14 protein-coding genes are annotated in these 14593 nt (G+C 69.3%); 9 read left to right on the top strand and 5 right to left on the bottom strand.

Annotated elements, in window-relative coordinates; genetic code table 11:
* Positions 1 to 14: 14 nt before the first annotated feature.
* A complete protein-coding gene (locus ACYVF3_RS26035; RefSeq protein ID WP_461156872.1) occupies positions 15 to 1073 on the top strand; it encodes a ribonucleotide-diphosphate reductase subunit beta in 1059 nt (352 codons plus the stop codon).
* 118 nt (positions 1074 to 1191) lie between these two features.
* Here the strand turns inward: ACYVF3_RS26035 and ACYVF3_RS26040 are convergent, their stop codons facing one another.
* The 3 genes from ACYVF3_RS26040 to ACYVF3_RS26050 form a co-directional block, all read right to left on the bottom strand.
* Positions 1192 to 1959 (bottom strand): VOC family protein, encoded by a 768-nt coding sequence (locus ACYVF3_RS26040; protein ID WP_461156873.1) that lies wholly within the window; start codon positions 1957 to 1959, stop codon positions 1192 to 1194.
* Positions 1960 to 2023: 64 nt separating this feature from the next.
* Positions 2024 to 3031: a helix-turn-helix domain-containing protein gene (locus tag ACYVF3_RS26045; RefSeq protein ID WP_461156874.1), complete on the bottom strand. Its 1008-nt coding sequence runs from the start codon at positions 3029 to 3031 to the stop codon at positions 2024 to 2026.
* A gap of 19 nt (positions 3032 to 3050) precedes the next feature.
* Positions 3051 to 4064 carry a helix-turn-helix domain-containing protein gene (locus ACYVF3_RS26050; RefSeq protein WP_461156875.1) on the bottom strand — a complete coding sequence of 338 codons (1014 nt, stop codon included), beginning with the start codon at positions 4062 to 4064 and terminating at the stop codon, positions 3051 to 3053.
* A gap of 362 nt (positions 4065 to 4426) precedes the next feature.
* Here ACYVF3_RS26050 and ACYVF3_RS26055 point away from each other — a divergent pair, with 362 nt between their 5' ends.
* The 6 genes from ACYVF3_RS26055 to ACYVF3_RS26080 all read left to right on the top strand — a co-directional run bounded on the left by ACYVF3_RS26055 (position 4427) and on the right by ACYVF3_RS26080 (position 10874).
* On the top strand, positions 4427 to 4684 hold the full coding sequence (locus ACYVF3_RS26055) for a hypothetical protein (RefSeq protein ID WP_461156876.1): 258 nt from the start codon (positions 4427 to 4429) through the stop codon (positions 4682 to 4684).
* A gap of 184 nt (positions 4685 to 4868) precedes the next feature.
* The gene (locus ACYVF3_RS26060; RefSeq protein WP_461156877.1) at positions 4869 to 6692 is read left to right on the top strand and encodes an AMP-dependent synthetase/ligase; all 1824 of its coding nucleotides are present in this window, start codon (positions 4869 to 4871) and stop codon (positions 6690 to 6692) included.
* Between the two features lie 124 nt (positions 6693 to 6816).
* Positions 6817 to 7533 carry a GntR family transcriptional regulator gene (locus ACYVF3_RS26065; RefSeq protein ID WP_461156878.1) on the top strand — a complete coding sequence of 239 codons (717 nt, stop codon included), beginning with the start codon at positions 6817 to 6819 and terminating at the stop codon, positions 7531 to 7533.
* Complete coding sequence (locus tag ACYVF3_RS26070) at positions 7530 to 8528, top strand: ADP-ribosylglycohydrolase family protein (RefSeq protein WP_461156879.1); 999 nt, start codon at positions 7530 to 7532, stop codon at positions 8526 to 8528. The genes ACYVF3_RS26065 and ACYVF3_RS26070 overlap by 4 nt, the downstream gene beginning before the upstream one ends.
* A gap of 10 nt (positions 8529 to 8538) precedes the next feature.
* Positions 8539 to 9963 carry a purine-cytosine permease family protein gene (locus ACYVF3_RS26075; protein ID WP_461156880.1) on the top strand — a complete coding sequence of 475 codons (1425 nt, stop codon included), beginning with the start codon at positions 8539 to 8541 and terminating at the stop codon, positions 9961 to 9963.
* Positions 9960 to 10874, top strand: coding sequence for a PfkB family carbohydrate kinase (locus ACYVF3_RS26080; RefSeq protein WP_461156881.1), 915 nt, complete (start codon positions 9960 to 9962; stop codon positions 10872 to 10874). The genes ACYVF3_RS26075 and ACYVF3_RS26080 overlap by 4 nt, the downstream gene beginning before the upstream one ends.
* On the opposite strand, the gene ACYVF3_RS26085 is transcribed toward ACYVF3_RS26080, so the two are convergent.
* On the bottom strand, positions 10871 to 11662 hold the full coding sequence (locus tag ACYVF3_RS26085; RefSeq protein WP_461156882.1) for an SAM-dependent methyltransferase: 792 nt from the start codon (positions 11660 to 11662) through the stop codon (positions 10871 to 10873). The genes ACYVF3_RS26080 and ACYVF3_RS26085 overlap by 4 nt on opposite strands.
* A 138-nt stretch (positions 11663 to 11800) precedes the next feature.
* On the opposite strand from ACYVF3_RS26085, the gene ACYVF3_RS26090 reads away from it, so the two are divergent.
* A complete protein-coding gene (locus ACYVF3_RS26090; protein ID WP_461156883.1) occupies positions 11801 to 12319 on the top strand; it encodes a GNAT family N-acetyltransferase in 519 nt (172 codons plus the stop codon).
* Between the two features lie 66 nt (positions 12320 to 12385).
* Positions 12386 to 13345 (top strand): M14 family zinc carboxypeptidase, encoded by a 960-nt coding sequence (locus ACYVF3_RS26095; protein WP_461156884.1) that lies wholly within the window; start codon positions 12386 to 12388, stop codon positions 13343 to 13345.
* Positions 13346 to 13585: 240 nt separating this feature from the next.
* On the opposite strand, the gene ACYVF3_RS26100 is transcribed toward ACYVF3_RS26095, so the two are convergent.
* Entirely contained in the window at positions 13586 to 14551 is a 966-nt protein-coding gene (locus ACYVF3_RS26100; RefSeq protein WP_461156885.1) for an alpha/beta hydrolase, read from the bottom strand.
* Positions 14552 to 14593: the final 42 nt, after the last annotated feature.

Below are 14593 nucleotides of genomic sequence, written 5' to 3' on the forward strand. Positions count from 1 at the left end.
AGGAGAAAGAGCACATGAGCACCACCACCGGACTCGGCACCATCGACCGCGACGGCGGGCGCGTCGACGTCACCGAGAAGGCCATGATCAACTCTCGGGCCGACGTCAACCAGCTGCTGCCGCTGAAGTACGGCTGGGCCTGGGACAAGTACCTCAACGGCTGCAACAACCACTGGATGCCCACCGAGGTGTCCATGCAGGCTGACATCGCGCTGTGGAAGTCCCGCGACGGGCTCACCGACGACGAGCGCACCATGCTCAAGCGCAACCTCGGGTTCTTCGCCACCGCGGAATCGTTGGTGGCCAACAACATCGTGCTCGCCGTCTACCGGCACCTCACCAATCCCGAGTGCCGGCAGTACCTGCTGCGGCAGGCCTTCGAGGAGGCCGTGCACACCCACACCTTCCAGTACATCTGCGAGAGCCTGGGACTCGACGAGGGCGAGCTGTTCAACGCCTACCGGGAGATCCCGTCGATCGCCGACAAGGACGCCTGGGCGCTGCACTACACCCAGAACCTGGAGAACCCGGACTTCGCGACCGGCACCCCGGAAGCCGACCAAGCCTTCCTGCGGGACCTCATCGCCTTCTACGTGATCTTCGAGGGCATGTGGTTCTACACCGGTTTCGCGCAGATCCTGTCGCTGGGCAGGCGCAACAAGATGGTCGGCATCGCCGAGCAGTACCAGTACATCCTGCGCGACGAGTCGATCCACCTGAACTTCGGCATCGACTGCATCAACCAGATCAAGCTGGAGAACCCGCACCTGTGGAGCGCCGAGTTCCAGCAGGAGGCCCGCACCATGCTCCGCGAGGCGTGCGAGCTGGAGACCGCCTACGGGCGCGACACCCTGCCGCGCGGGATGCTCGGGCTCAACGCGGACGTGTGCGAGCAGTACATGCGGTTCATCACCAATCGGCGCTGCGCTCAGCTCGGCCTGGAACCGGTGTTCCCGGAGACGGACAACCCGTTCCCGTGGATGTCGGAGACCATGGATCTGAAGAAGGAGAAGAACTTCTTCGAGACCCGGGTGACCGAATACCAGTCGGGCGCGGCCCTGAGCTGGGACTGAGCCGGCAGCTCCCAGTTTTAGTCCAAACTGAGCCGACATTTCGGGCACGAAAGGTCCTCGGTTTGGACTAAAGCTGGGATGCACCGCACCGCTCGCGGCCGACCTACGACTCGCCGACCTACGCCTCGGGGGCGGCACCTACCGAGAAGGGGGTGCCGAAGGGGTCTTTGAGCTCGGCGATGCGGCCGTAGTGCATGTCGTAGGGCGATTCCGCCGTGCCTCCGGCTTCGGCTGCTCGGGCGGCAGCCACGTCGGCGTCGTCGACCATGAACAGGGTCCCCCAGGAGGACGACGTGGCTTTCGGGTCACCGAAGATGCCGCCGATCTCGTGGCCGTCCGGGCGCCGCAGGAACGTGAAATCTCCGTCGCCTTGGTAACCCTCGGCGTCCAGGCTGAAGCCGAACACCGTCGCGTAGAACTCCCGTGCGGGCCCGGGGTTCGGGGTCACGAGATCGTTGCGCAGCCACGCGTTGGCCTCGTTGACCAGCCGCGCTCCGATGTGCCGGTTGCCGTGCCAGAGCCCGAACTGACCACCGACCGGGTCCTTGAGGATCGCCATCCTGCCCTTGTCCATCACGTCCATCGGCGGGGTGATCACCTGCCCGCCTGCGGCTTCGGCCTTGGAGATGGTGGCGGCGACGTCATCGGTGGCGAAGTAGACGTTCCACCAGAACTCGGTCGCCCCCTCGTCGTGGTTGGGCATGATCGCGGCGACTTCCCTCCCCCGGACCAGGCACATCGTGTAGCGGCCCATCGACTCGGGCCCCACGTCGAACTCCCATCCGAAGACCGCGCCGTAGAACTCCATCCCGCGATCGAGGTCCGGAACGCCCAGATCGATCCACGTCGGTGTTCCGCTCGGTTGGTTGGAATCCAGTTCCGTCATGGCTCCTCCTCGGCCGTGATGCCAAGACGGTAACCACCGGGCCCGACACATCGCCCCTCGAAGCTCAGGACTTGATCGGGGACCAGGCGCGCAGCCACGTGTCGGGGTTGCTGAGGTCCGGGGTGGCGGTCGCGTCCCGCACGACGGGCACCCGCATGAGCATCCCGAAGTTGTCCTGATCGGCGATCCGGCGCCCGAGGACGTCCTGGTTGCGCTCGCGCAGCTCGGGGTCGGTCAGGCAGCGAACGGCACCGAACCCGCCGCGGGTGAACACCCCGCTGCACACCGTCAGCGTGCGGCGGACGTTGTAGGGGTTGGGGAACCGCGCCAGCAGCCCCACGTCCTCGATCAACCGGTCGTCGTGCAGCGTCGGCCGGTACTGCCGGGGCTCGTCATCGACCTCGAAGATCTCGCCGTGCCCGAGGTCGTCGACCTCGACCTGGCGCACCGGCAGACCGAAGCGCACCTGCCGCCGCATGGGATTCATCGCCGGGCTGCCGAGCAGGACCAGGTGCGCCTGCAGGTCGTGGGGATCGATGCGGCGCGCGATCTCGAACCGCACGTCGGAGTCGGGGTTGAGCGCCCGGACGTGCCCGTAGAGCTCGATCAGCGAGTCCCCGTCGGCGTAGGAGGACATCCCGATGTAGTTGCGCCGCTCGGGCGAGGCCAGCGGCGAGAGGTTCCTGACCGGCACCCGCCCGGTGAGGATGCGCACGGGCCCTCCGTCGGCGAACCGCCAGAAGTCCGAGAAGCCCTGCGCCCCCGAGGACTTCTCCGCATGGGAGCGCAACGAGTCGAGCTCGTCCTTGAGGACGGCGCGCGCCTTGCGCTCCTCCTCGGTCAACGAGGCGAGCGAAGGCAACTTCCCGTTGCGCGCAGGGCTTTCCGCCGCGAAGAACGTCGCGTAGTCGCCGAGCCTCGCGGGTGGCGGCACCTTCGCGCCGCTCTCCCACTGGGACACGCTGGAGACCGCCACGCCGAGCCCCCGCGCGAGCTTGCCCTGGGTCAGGCCTTGGGCCTGGCGCAGCTCCCTCAGCCGCGCACCGAGTCCCGGCCGGAGCGCACTCACCATCGCCTTCCACCTCCCCTGGTCAGCCCTTGGGCCGCCACTCGTATAGCCGGTTAGCCGGGTTCTGCAGGTCGGGGGTACCGGTCACGTGCCGCATCACCGGCACCCGCATCAGCATCCCGAAGTGGTCCAGGTCCTCGACGTTGTCGTTGAGGTAGGCGAGGTTGCGGTCCTTCGCCTGCGGATCGGTCAAGCAGCGCACCGCGCCGAAGCCGCCACGGGTGAACACCCCGCTGCAGAAGGTCAGGGTCCGGCGGATGTTGTTCGGGTTCGGGATCCTGGCGAGCATGCCGACGTCCTCGATCAGCTGGTCGCCGCGGAAGCTCGGTTTCAGCCGGCGCTCGCCGTCGATCTCGAACACCGAACCGTCGTCGACCTCCTCGTCGGGGACCTGCCGGACGGGCCACTCCGCGGTCAGCCACTCCACCCAGGGGTTGATCGCACCGCTGCCGAGGAACACCAGGTGGGCCCGCAGGTCGTCGTCACCCAGGTATTCGAGCCGGATCTCGACCGCCGAGCGCGGGTTGGCCGCTCGCACGGTGCCGAACAGCTCCACGGCGGCGTCCAGGTCGGCGCAGCGGGCCAGCGACAGGAAGTTCGGGGCGCTGGGGGTGCCCAGCGGCGACCAGTGCTTCTCGGTCAGGCCGCCGGTGACGATGAGGATCGGCCCGTCGTCCGGGAAGTGCCAGAAGTCCCGCGTCGTACCGGCTTCCACCGGAGCGCTCACGTCCTCCCCCGTCGCTCGCAGCTGGCCGAGCTCCTGCTTGAGGCGCAGGCGCTCTTCGCGCTGCTCTCCGGTCAGCGCGTTCTCCGGCGGAACTCCGCCCGAGCTCGCGCCGGAGGCGAAGAACGTGGCGTAATCGGCCAACCGGGTGAGCGGGGGGAGTTTCGCGCCGCTCTCCCAGGAGGAGATGCTCGACACCGCGACGCCGAGCGCCCGTCCGAGCCGAAGTTGCGTCATACCACGGGATTCGCGCAGCTCACGAAGTCGCGAGCCGAGCTCCCCGCTTCCGCCATGGCTCCCTGGACGAGCCATCCCGTCCTCTCCTTCACTCCGGCCGGAGAATTTCACCAAACTTCACTGAAGCGCTGAAGACCAGCAGATACTCGCACCTCGGCACGATAACGGCAAGTCATTGCCCCACAAACACATTGACGCTCTGTTGAAGCAATCGCATACTGGCCGTGCAGCGTTTCACCGGCGAGAAATGAACTTCAACGGAGAAGTGAAATTTCACCGCCAGGAGCGCAGGGCGCCTCGACCACCCCAGAGGCGCGGCCGGCGGATCGCCGGCCGGACACGCGAACGCCCCCGGAACTCGTTTGGCCACGACCGGGGGCGCCACGCGCACTCACGATCACCCTCACAACGGGACACCACCCGTGAAGGGAGCTCGCATGTTCACGATACTCCCGGAGGTGCTGGCGGCAAACGACCCACAGGTCGTCACCCCGGACACCGTTTCCACCGCACTGCAAGGAATGCTGCTCGGCGTCCTGGTCGCGATGTTCGCGGCAGCGGTCGTGCTCGCCAGGGCCATGTCCGGCCTGGCCGGCATCGTCCGATCGGTGCTCGGCCCGCCAGCGGCGGTGTTCACCGTCCTGTCGGTCCTCGCCCTGATCCTGGTCGCCGGGAACGCGGGGGCCAGTCCATGATCCCCACCCGATCCGCACCGGGTGGACCCGCGAACCCCGGGTCCGCCCCCGGTGCGATCGGGGACGACCGGCCCGTCCCCCGACCTGCGCCTTCATCGAGGCACTGGTCAGGCAACCATGGACATAAGACCGATTTGTCCGCCTTTCATTGCGCGGCCGCATGAGCTCGATTACGTTCCCGCCCATGCCTGCCGCCATTTCCTCCGAATTCCGCTCCGTCCCCGACATGCTGCGCGATCGCGTCCAGCGCTCGGGCGACACCGAGGCCTTCCGGTACCCCGACGGCGAGCAGTGGCACTCGCTGACCTGGTCGCAGACCTGGGAGCGGGCCCGCTCGATCGCGCTGGGCCTGCACTCGATCGGCCTGGAATCCCAGCAGCGGTGCGGAATCCTGGCCGGCACGCGGATGGACTGGATCCTCGCCGACATGGGCGTGATGTGCGCGGGCGGCGCCACCACCACGATCTACCCGACCACCACGGCCGAGGGCTGCGCCTACATCGTCACCGATTCCGGCTCGACGATCGTGTTCGCCGAGGACGACGAGCAGATCGCCAAGCTCCGCGAGCAGCGCGCGAACATGCCCGGCCTGACGCGGGTCATCACCTTCGACGGCACCGCCGACGGCGACTGGGTGCTGAGCCTGGACGAACTGGAGGCCCGGGGACGCGCGCTGCACGCGGAGAGGCCGGAGCTCTTCGACGAGCTGGTCGGCTCGGTCGGCGTCGACGATCTCGCGACGCTCATCTACACCTCCGGCACCACCGGCAACCCCAAGGGCGTGCGGCTCGCCCAGTCGAACTGGGTCTACGTGGCCGAGGCGATGCACGCCATCCGCGAGATGACCGCCGAGGACGTGCAGTACCTGTGGCTGCCGCTCTCGCACGTGTTCGGCAAGGTCTTGCAGGTGGGCCAGATCCGAACCGGCTACGTGACGGCGGTGGACGGCCGGGTCGACAAGATCGTGGACAACCTCGCCGTGGTGCGGCCGACGTTCGTGGCCGGTGCACCGCGGATCTTCGAGAAGATCTACAACAAGGTCGTCATGCAGGCCAAGGAAGGCGGCGAGGCCAAGTACAAGATCTTCCGCTGGGCCTGCGCGGTCGGCCTGGAGATCTCCCGGCTGCAGCAGGCCGGTCAGCGACCGGGGCTGGGGCTGAAGGTCCAGTACGCGGTCGCGGACAAGCTCGTGTTCGCCAAGCTGCGCCAGAAGTTCGGCGGCAGGCTGCGGTTCTTCATCTCCGGCAGCGCCGCGCTGGCCCCCGACATCGCCCGCTTCTTCCACGCGGCGGGCGTGCTGGTCGCCGAGGGATACGGGCTCACCGAGACCACGGCCGCGAGCTTCGTCAACCGCACCGACGACTTCCGCATCGGCACCGTCGGTCAGCCGCTGCCCGGCATGGAGGTCCGCATCGCCGAGGACGGCGAGGTGCTGCTGCGCGGTGGCGGCGTCATGCGCGGCTATCACGGGATGCCGGAGGCGACCTCCGAGGTGATCACCGCGGAGGGCTGGTTCCACACCGGCGACATCGGCGAGCTGGACGACGCGGGGCGGCTGCGCATCACCGACCGCAAGAAGGACCTGATCAAGACCTCCGGCGGCAAGTACGTGGCGCCGCAGTCGGTGGAGGGCAAGTTCAAGGCGCTGTGCCCCTACGTCAGCAACGTGGTGGTGTTCGGCGACAAGCGGCCCTACTGCACAGCGCTGGTGACCCTCGACGAGGAGGCGATCGTCGAGTGGGCGCGGGCCAACGACCTCGCCGGGCTCTCCTACCAGGAGCTGGCCGCGCACCCGAAGGCGCACGAGATGGTGGCCGCTGCGGTCGAGGACCTCAACGCGACGCTGAACAGGCACGAGACGATCAAGCGCTTCTCGATCCTGCCCCGCGAGCTGACCATCGAGCACAACGAGGTCACGCCGAGCCTGAAGATCAAGCGGAAGGCGGTCGCCGACAACCACGTCCACGCCATCGAGGAGCTGTACCCGAACTCGGTCGAATCGATCTGACCGGCGGCGATGGAGGTCGCGGCGGTGGGCAGGCCCCGCCGGCGCGGCCTCGCTCGCGGGGGCGCGCTACTCCGTAGGCGTGTCTTTCGTTGTGCGCAGTTCCCCGTCCACTTAATGTACAGGAATGAACAGGACTGGACAGGTTCCCTTCGGGAAACGTGACCGGTTGATCGCCGAGCTCACCGAGCAGATCCGCTCGGGCAGGCTCGCGCGCGGTGAGCAGTTGCCGGGCGAGAACCAGATCGCGGAGAAATACCAGGTCAGCCGTGGCACCGTGCGCAGCGCTCTGTCCGAGTTGCAGCGCCAGGAGCTCATCGCCACCCGCAGCGGAGTCGGTTCCTTCGTCACCTTCGACGGTGTCACGCTCGATCAGACCGTCGGCTGGGCCACCGCGCTGGCCGATTCCGGCTTCGACGTCAGCACCGAGCTGCTGAGCATCGAGCGCACCGCGGACGCGGAGCTCACCGAACGCTTCGGCCTCGCGGAGTTCGTCGCAGTCCGGCGGCTCCGCCGAGACCGGGCGGTAGGGCCGGTGTCGGTGGAGACATCGCTCATCCCGGCCGTCGGCGAGCTCAGCGGGCTGCCCGAGCGCGGGCTGCTCGACGACTCCATCACCGCCACGTTGCTCTCGGCCGGTCTGGTCGCAGGGGCCGGTGACCAGCGCATCGGGACCCATGCGCTGTCCGCCGAGATGGCCGCGCTGCTCGAACGCACCGAGGGCGAGCTGTTCCTGCAGGCGGTGCGCACCAGCGTCTCCGCCGAGGGCGAGCTCGTCGAGCAGGTCACGAGCCTGCTCGATCCGAACCGGTTCCAGTTCCACCTGACGTTTGGCCGCCCATGAGCACTCGCGAACGCGCGCTCGGCGCTTTCTACGGACTGGCGATCGGCGATGCCCTGGGCATGCCGACCCAATCGATGTCCCGAGAGGACATCGTCACCCACTACGGCTTCATCCGGTCGCTGCGCGACGCGGTCGCCGAGCAACCGATCTCGCCGAACCTGCCGGCGGGCACCGTCACCGACGACACCGAGCAGGCGGTCCTGGTCGCCGACCTGCTCGTCGGCGGTTCCGGCACGATCGACCCGATGGTCTTCGGCAAGGCGCTGCTGGACTGGGAATCCGACATGGTCGCCCGCGGGCTGGCCGACCTGCTCGGCCCGTCCACCAAGCGCGCGCTGAAGTTGCTGGAGTCCGGGGCTGATCCGGAGGAGACCGGCCGCGGCGGCACCACCAACGGTGCCGCCATGCGCATCACCCCGGTCGCCATCGCCACGCCGCCCGAGCTGCCCCGGCTGGTGGAGGCGGTCGTCGCGACCAGCAAGCTCACCCACAACACCAACGTGGGCATCGCGGGTGCTGCGGCCGTGGCCGCCGCCGTGTCGGCCGGGATCGACGGGGCGGACCTGCCCACCGCGCTCGACCAGGCCGAGCACGCCGCCGCACTCGGCGCCCGCAAGGGCTGGTGGTGCGCGGGAGGCGACATCGCGTGCCGGATCAGGTGGGCGCGGCGCTGGGTGCGCGGCATGGACCGGACCACGCTGTCCTACGCTGTTTCCAAGGTCATCGGAACGTCGGTCGCCGTGCAGGAGTCGATGGTCGCCGCGTTCGCCCTCGCCGAGGCGCTGGGTGACACGCCGGTCGAGGCGCTGACCACGGCCGCCGGGCTCGGCGGTGACACCGACACGATCGCCGCCGTCCTCGGAGCGATGCTCGGTGCGCAGCACGGTCTTTCCGGTTTTCCGGTGGACCTGCTGGCCAAGGTGCGCGAGGTCAACCGACTCGACCTGGGACCCGCCGTGGACGGCCTGCTCGAACTGAGGAACTCCGGCAGCTGAAGGAGATCGCATGGTCCGCGAGGCCACGTCCGAGACCGCGGAGAGCGCCTTGGAGACGCGCGGGATCGAACCGGTACCAGAGGGTGAGCGCACGGGACATCCGATGCAGCTGTTCTGGGTCTGGTTCGCCGCCAACATCTCGATCCTCGGCTTACCCCTCGGCGCCACGCTCGTCGCCGAAGGACTCGCCTTCTGGCAGGCCGCGATCGTCGCCGTGATCGGTTCGGTGGGCTCGTTCGCCATCGTTGGCGTGGTCTCGATCGCCGGACGTCGCGGCGGCGCACCGGGTTTGACGCTCTCCCGCGCGGTCTTCGGCGTGCACGGCAACGCCGGACCGACCCTGGTGTCGCTGATCTCGCGGCTCGGCTGGGAAACGGTGAACACCACTACCGCCGCCTTCGCGCTGCTGTCGCTGTTCACGATCCTGTTCGGCACCGTCGGCGACGCCAAGGCCGCACCGCTGCTGACGATCGTGTGCATCGCGATCTTCGAGCTGCTGACGATGGTCGTCTCCGGCCTGGGGCACAAGGTGCTGGTGGCCGTGCAGCGGTGGGCCACCTGGATCTTCGGCGCTCTGAACATCGTCGTGGCGATCAGCCTCGCGGCCACCATCGACTGGCACGCGGTCGGTTCGGCCTCGCCGGCCCCGGTCGGCGTGGTGATCGCGGGCATCGGCACGATCGCCGCGGGCACCGGCATCGGCTGGGCCAACGCGGCGGCCGACATGTCGCGCTACCAGTCCCCCGCGGTCAAGGCCGGGTCGCTGATCGCCTCGGCCTCGGTCGGGGCGGGCATCCCGCTGATCCTGCTGATCTCGCTGGGAAGCCTTCTCGCAGCGGGGGATCCGGCGCTGGCGGAGGCGGGCGACCCGGTCGCCGCGATCCGCGCGATGCTGCCCGCCTGGATGGCGGTGCCGTACCTGATCGCCGCAGTCGGCGGACTGCTGCTGTCCAACCACCTGTCGGTGTACTCGGCGGGCCTGACGACGCTGACCATGGGCATCAACATCAAGCGCGTCTACGCGGTCGCCGTGGACGTCGTCGTGACCTTCCTCGGCTCGATCTACTTCATGCTCGTGGCCGACAGCTTCTACGACCCGTTCGTCACCTTCATCAGCCTGCTGGCGATCCCGATCACCGCGTGGCTGGGCGTGTTCCTCACCGACATGCTGCACCGCAAGACCTACGACCCGGCCGGGCTGATGGACATGCGCAGCAGCAGCTCCTACTGGTACCGGGGCGGGGTCGAACCGCGCGCGTTCTTCGCGTGGGCGCTGGCGATCGTGGTCGGATACCTCTTCAGCAGCAACGACTTCTTCACCGGCCTGCTCGCCGAGACCTGGTTGGGGGAGAACGGCCTGGGCTGGGTGATCACCTTCGTCATCTCCGCCGGGGTGTACGCGCTGCTCGGCGGCAGCCGGAAGAACGCGGCATGACCGGGCGTCTCGTGCACACCGGTCAGGTCGTGCTCGACCTCGTGATGCGGGTGCCGTCGCTGCCGCCCGCGGGCGGTGACGTGCTGGCGGAGGGCACCGAACTGCTCGCCGGCGGTGGGTTCAACGTGATGGCCGCCGCCGCCCGGTCCGGTGCGCGGGTGGTCTACGCGGGCGCGCACGGCACCGGTCGCTTCGCCGACCAGGCCCGAGAGTCCTTGCGGGACGAGGGGATCGAGGTCGCGCAGCCGCAGCAACCCGACGCCGACAACGGGATCTGCGTGGCGCTCGTGGAACCCAGCGGTGAGCGCACGTTCGTCACCGGCGTCGGTGCCGAGGGCCTGCTGCTGCCGGAGCAGCTGGCCCAGGTGCGCACCGAGGCCGACGACGTCGTCTACCTCAGCGGTTACAGCCTGCTGCACCCCTCCAACCGGCAGGCTTTGCTGGCCTGGCTTCCCGGGGTCTCCTCGCGGGTGACGCTGGATCCGTGCCCGCTGGTCGCCGACATCCCCGGCAAGGTGCTCGACGCGGTACTCCCGCACGTCGACCTGCTCAGCTGCAACGCCGAGGAGGCCCGCACCCTCGCCGGGGTGCCCGAGACCGCCTCCGCCGCACCGAAGCTGGCCGGACGTCTCGGCCCGTCGGCGGCGGTCGTCGTGCGCGACGGCGAATCCGGCTGCCTGCTCACCACGGACGGCGAAACGCACCGCATAGCTGGCTTTCCCGTCACCCCGGTCGACACCAACGGTGCCGGGGACACCCACTGCGGCGTCCTCGCGGCCGCCCTGCTGGAGGGCGCCGACCTGGCCGGAGCCGCGCGCCGCGCCAACGCGGCCGCGGCCCTGTCCGTGCAGAAGAAGGGCCCGGCCACCGCACCCGCGCGCGCCGAGCTCGACGAGTTCCTGGCTCGCTAGAGGAGTCCGACGCCCGCCCAGCAGCCGGCGCGGTGCGGCTCCCAGCCGTTCGGGTCGGCCGGGTCGGGCCGCCACTGCGGGCTCCACACGAGCCCGGGCGGCACCAGCTCGGTGCCGTCGAACAACTCCCGCACCTCGTCGGCCGTGCGGAAGGTGATCCGCGCGGTGGTCTTCTCGGCGAAGAACCGCTCGACCCGCGCTGCCTCCTCCTCCCGGTGGTCGGCGGTCAGCGTGGAGATCACCAGTGCGCTGCCCGGCACCAGCACGTCGCGGTAGCGCCGCATCCCGGCCTGCTCCTGCTGGGTGATGTAGTGCAGCACCGCCACGTTCAGCAGCGCGACGGGTCGCGAGAAGTCCAGCAGGCGTTCGGCTTCCGGCGATTCGAGCACGGAATCCGGGTCGCGGACGTCGGCCTGCACGATGCCGGCGTGGGCGTTGCCCTCCAGCAGGTGCCGGGTGTGCGCCACGGCGACCGGCTCGACATCGGCGTAGAGCACCCTGACCCGCGGGTTCCGGGCCTGCGCGATCTCGTGCACGTTGCCGACCGTCGGGATTCCCGATCCCAGGTCCAGGAACTGGTCGATCCCGCGGTCGAGGCAGAACCGCACCGCGCGTTGCAGGAAGGCCCGATTGGCCCGCGCGATGAACGGGCCGGTGGGTGCCACGGTGCGGCGGATCTCCTCCGACGCGGCCCGATCGGCCTCGAAGTTGTGCTCCCCACCCAGGTCGTAGTCGTAGATTCGCGCGGCGTTCGGCGTCGTGCAGTCCACCCCGGGAACGTCCACCATCCACGCCCCAAAACTCCGTTGCCAGGACATCGCATCGCAAGCTACAACGAACGCCCGCCGGTTCGAACCCGGTCCTCGGCGGATTCCCCTGGAAGTCGCAACTCCGGGGCTCGGTGAAGCGGTGCGGGAGGCACGGGGATGATCCGGTCGGCGAACGAAGCGGACGTTGCGCTGCTGCGGCAGCTGGAGCGCGACGCCGGAAGGGCGTTCGCCCCTCTGGGGATGGATCTCGTGGCCGAGGACGAACCACCGTCACCGGAGACGCTGCGGAGCTACGTGGCGGCGGGCAGGGCGTGGGTGCACGTCGCCGGGACGACACCGCTCGCCTACCTCATCGCCGACGTCGTCGACGGCTGCGCGCATGTCGAGCAGGTCACCGTGCACCCCGAGCACGCAGGTCGGCGGATCGGCCTCGGGCTCATCGAGCACCTCGCGGCGTGGGCTCGGTTCCGCGGTCTTCCGGCGCTGACGCTGACCACCTTCACCGAGGTCCCCTGGAACGGCCCGTACTACTTGCGCTGCGGATTCCGCTACCTCTCGGACTCCGAGATCACCCCCGGGCTGCGCGAGATCCGCGCCGCCGAGACGCGCGCGGGCCTGGATGCCTGGCCGCGCGCCTGCATGCGCCGCGAGCTCACCGACCCGCGCGAGGCCTGATCTTGTGAGCGCCGGTCCGGGGTTGCAGACTGCGTCGTTATGTCGAAATTGATGCGTTGTGCCCTGTTGTCGGCACTGATCGCGGTCGTGACCGCGTTGGGACTGGTGGCGCCCGCCGGAGCTGACCGCGAGATCGATCCGCGTCCCAGCACCGAGGAGCTCGCGCGTCAGCTGGTCGAGCTGCAGGTGCGCAGCCGAGGTGAGGTCAGAGTCGCTCCGATCGGCGCCAGCAACCAGGGGCGGCCGGTGTGGAGCGCGCGGGTCGGTCACGGACCGACCCGCATCCTCTACGTCACCCAGCAGCACGGCGACGAGCCACTGGGCACACCTGCGGCCGTGGAGTTCCTGCGCGATGCGGGGATCGGGAACTCCCAGCACCAGCGCTGGCTGCGCGATCAGCTGACCGTCGACGTGGTGGTGCGTGCCAACCCCGACGGCCACGAGCACGGCTGGCGCTACAACTACGCGCCCGAAGCCGACCCGGAGCACGGCGAGCAGGGCAAGGGCTACGACATCAACCGCTACCACGATCCGGACGTGGCTCCGGAGGACAACCCGGCGACCGAGGCGGGTCTGATCCAGCGGCACCACGCGGAGTTCGCACCGCAGGTCGCGGTGGATTACCACATGCAGGGCCGCTACGTCGGTGGCGACGGCCGCGAGATCACCGCCTCGCTGATGTGGCCGACGACCCCGGGCGTGGCCGCGGAGCCGCTGGAGCTGGCCAAGCAGGTCTCGGTCGTGGCGCGGACGGCGATGGATTCCGGCGGTGCCAACGTGTCCCAGTACCCGGGTGGCGACTACCGGGGCATCGCGCGCAACGCCTACGGGCTGCTGGGCAGCGGCAGCGTGCTGATCGAGCTCAGCGACATGGGACCGGAGCACGAGCAGTTCCAGATCTCCTCGGCGCTGGCCTCGATGCACGCCATCGCCAACACCACCGCCGACGGCACGGTCACCGACGTCGACCCCGCCCGAGCCGACGAGATCCCACCCCGAGGCGACCCCCTCCCCTCAGCCCGCTGAAGCGCACCCCGCGAGCGGACCTCACCCGGTCCCAGTTTTAGTCCAAACTGAGCCGACATTTCGGGCACGAAAGGCCCTCGGTTTGGACTAAAACTGGGAAGTGCCGGGCACATTCACCCGAAGGGACCACCGCCCCGTGCTCGGTCGGAGCCGATCGGCGCCGGGCGCCGGTGTGGCACTTCCGGCGTGGAGCTTCCGGCGGTGTTCGGTGTGGAGGGTCCGGGGTTCTGGGGGTTCCGGTCAGGGGGTGAGGATTCTGGTCAGCCAGGTGTTCCGGGCCTGCGCGGCGGACTTGCTGAGATGGGCGTCGGGGACCATGCGGAAGCTGTGGAAGCCGCCTGGCCAGACGTGCAGCTCGGCGATGCCGCCCGCCTGCCAGATGCGGGTCGCGAAGGCCACGTCCTCGTCGCGGAAGGTTTCCGCGGAACCGACCTCGATGAACGTCGGGGGCAGCCCGGACAGGTCCTGGGCACGCGCCGGAGCGGCGTAGGGCGACACGTCCGCACCGCCCCGCGTCTCCCCCAGCAGCGCGGTCCAGCCGACGCCGTTGGCGTGCTGATCCCAGATGCCCAGCCCCCGCATCTGGTTCGCCGACGGGGTGTCGTTGCGGTCGTCGAGCATCGGGGCCATCAGCAGCAGTCCCAGCAGATCCGGCCCGTCGAGATCACGGCACATCAGCGCGACCGCGGCGCCCAGCCCACCGCCCGCGCTGCCGCCGACGATCACCACGCGCTCCGGGTCGAGACCGTGCTCCGCTCCGCGCTCGGCGACCCAGCTCAGCCCTGCGTAGCAGTCCTGCACGGGCGCCGGGTGCGGGTTCTCCGGCGCCAGCCGGTAGTCCACCGACACGATCGCGCAGCCGATCTCGCGCCCCCACTCGGCGGCCATGACGTCGAGGGACTGCCGGTGATCGCCCATGATCATGCCGCCGCCGTGGATGGAGTACACGACCGGCAGCGGACCGTCGAGCTCGGCCGGGCGCACGATCACCAACGACACCTCGGGCGCGCCCTGCGGTCCGGGCACCTCGCGGTGCTCGACGGTGAACCCGTTGGCCTCGAGCTGGTCATCGGTGGTGAACTGGCGGGACATCTCGCGCAGCTTCGGAACGTCCTCCACCGCGAAGTCCATCCCGGTGTCGGGCATCGCCTTCAGGAAGACCTCCAGCTCTGGGTCGAACGGAACCGGTGGCAGGGCCTCGCTCATCTCACATTCCTCACTCGCGCAGTCCACGGCGGACATCTCGGA

It is taken from the genome of Saccharopolyspora tripterygii (assembly GCF_054778355.1).

What these genes read in the sequence shown, in the direction of transcription:
- ACYVF3_RS26065 (WP_461156878.1), top strand. Translation starts at nt 6,817, where the DNA reads ATGAACAGGACTGGACAGGTTCCCTTCGGGAAACGTGACCGGTTGATC.
- ACYVF3_RS26075 (WP_461156880.1), top strand. Translation starts at nt 8,539, where the DNA reads ATGGTCCGCGAGGCCACGTCCGAGACCGCGGAGAGCGCCTTGGAGACG.
- ACYVF3_RS26040 (WP_461156873.1), bottom strand. Translation starts at nt 1,959, where the DNA reads ATGACGGAACTGGATTCCAACCAACCGAGCGGAACACCGACGTGGATC.
- ACYVF3_RS26070 (WP_461156879.1), top strand. Translation starts at nt 7,530, where the DNA reads ATGAGCACTCGCGAACGCGCGCTCGGCGCTTTCTACGGACTGGCGATC.
- ACYVF3_RS26055 (WP_461156876.1), top strand. Translation starts at nt 4,427, where the DNA reads ATGTTCACGATACTCCCGGAGGTGCTGGCGGCAAACGACCCACAGGTC.
- ACYVF3_RS26060 (WP_461156877.1), top strand. Translation starts at nt 4,869, where the DNA reads ATGCCTGCCGCCATTTCCTCCGAATTCCGCTCCGTCCCCGACATGCTG.
- ACYVF3_RS26100 (WP_461156885.1), bottom strand. Translation starts at nt 14,551, where the DNA reads ATGAGCGAGGCCCTGCCACCGGTTCCGTTCGACCCAGAGCTGGAGGTC.
- ACYVF3_RS26090 (WP_461156883.1), top strand. Translation starts at nt 11,801, where the DNA reads ATGATCCGGTCGGCGAACGAAGCGGACGTTGCGCTGCTGCGGCAGCTG.
- ACYVF3_RS26085 (WP_461156882.1), bottom strand. Translation starts at nt 11,662, where the DNA reads ATGGTGGACGTTCCCGGGGTGGACTGCACGACGCCGAACGCCGCGCGA.
- ACYVF3_RS26045 (WP_461156874.1), bottom strand. Translation starts at nt 3,031, where the DNA reads ATGGTGAGTGCGCTCCGGCCGGGACTCGGTGCGCGGCTGAGGGAGCTG.
- ACYVF3_RS26035 (WP_461156872.1), top strand. Translation starts at nt 15, where the DNA reads ATGAGCACCACCACCGGACTCGGCACCATCGACCGCGACGGCGGGCGC.
- ACYVF3_RS26050 (WP_461156875.1), bottom strand. Translation starts at nt 4,064, where the DNA reads ATGGCTCGTCCAGGGAGCCATGGCGGAAGCGGGGAGCTCGGCTCGCGA.
- ACYVF3_RS26080 (WP_461156881.1), top strand. Translation starts at nt 9,960, where the DNA reads ATGACCGGGCGTCTCGTGCACACCGGTCAGGTCGTGCTCGACCTCGTG.